At 60.3% G+C, this 1,306-nt stretch carries 2 protein-coding genes; both read right to left on the reverse strand.

From position 1 onward, the window contains the following. Positions 1-1,110 (reverse strand): conjugal transfer protein TraN (gene traN, locus A2I95_RS38940; protein ID WP_291737731.1); only part of this gene is annotated, 1,110 nt, incomplete at its 3' end. Next, positions 1,107-1,306: hypothetical protein (locus A2I95_RS38945; RefSeq protein WP_291737732.1), on the reverse strand; the 200-nt coding region annotated here is incomplete at its 5' end. The genes traN and A2I95_RS38945, both read right to left, overlap by 4 nt.

Genomic DNA, 1,306 nt, shown 5'->3' on the forward strand with positions numbered 1-1,306 from the left:
TGCTGCGCCCGCCGTGCCCCACCCCTGATCAACCTGCTTCTTGAACTCCTCGATGAAGACCCGGCCGAATTTCGAGTTGTAGGTGCAGTAGTGGTAGCGTTTCTTGACGCAGGCCCCCAAAACCTTCTGCTGGCAGGTGACGCCGACAAAATGAGTCGCGCCCGCTTCCCGCTTGTCCCGCAAGATTGCAGCAGATTCCGGGCAAGTGCCGCCAAAGAGCCCCCCGGTCCCGCAGCAGTTACGTCCTGGCGCCTTGCTGCAGGTCATTGTGGTGCCCTGGAAGAAACGCACATCGTTCGGGTCAGTGGCGGCCTGCTCCCGGTATTCCTCCTGCATCTGCGCCAGCACGTTCAGCCAGGCCGCAGATCTGCCGAAGTCATCAGAGGTTTCCTGTTCGACCCCGATGCAGTTGTCCCCAACACAGACGTTGATCGGCTCACAGCTGGTTTCCAGATCCCCGGAAGAGACGCCGCAGCGGTAGTGATACTCCCGGTTCGTGCAGACCCCATCGCGTTCCGCAAGACAGGTATTGCCCTGCAGGATACAGGTCGGATCGCTTTCCAGCGGCCCGCAGTTGGTTTCGCCTTCGCCAACGGACAGGCAGCTGTAAACGCGCTTCCGCTTCCACCAGCTCCGGGAAAAGTCCTTGCGGTTAATGTCGCGGACCTCTGCACCTTCCTCGGTGATGGTCTCGACCAGCTCGCATTCCTCATTCCCTTCAAACCTGCCGCAGCGGTTGATGATTTCCTCCTGCGTCGGTCCGAACTCGGTGTTCACAAGCCGCGCCGGGCTCATGTCGTCGTCTTCATTCAGGCAGGAATAGGTGAGCCGCCACTGACGGCATTCGCCGTTGCGGTAATCGACGCAGCGGCGGTCGGTCCTGGTGCAATTAACACTGGCGCGAGTGGCGGTGCATTCATCAAGCGGAGCGCTGTCACGGCAGGAGCGTGTTCCTGCCTCACGGGAACAATAACTGGTGAGCCGGATGCCGCCTGTGGATGCCGTGTCTGTTTCCACACAGCTGTATTCGGCATCTGCGCAGGTAATTTCGGCCGAGGCGGGGGCAGCCCAGAACAGGAGAGCAAAGAGAAGAAGGATCAGGCGGCTCATTCGCAGACCTCCTCTCCGACGTTTCTGAAGCTGTCACAGCAAGCGCCATCGAACTTGATGGTGATCTTGGCTCTGCCGCCATTGGATGTTCCACCAGCGAAGACAACGCGGGCAGTGAAGCCGGTTTTGCGGAACCGCTGGCCCTGGTCCGGGCGGGACCGGGGATAGGTGTTCAGGTTGAGGAACCGAAGCACAT

It is taken from the genome of Leisingera sp. F5 (genome assembly GCF_001593695.1).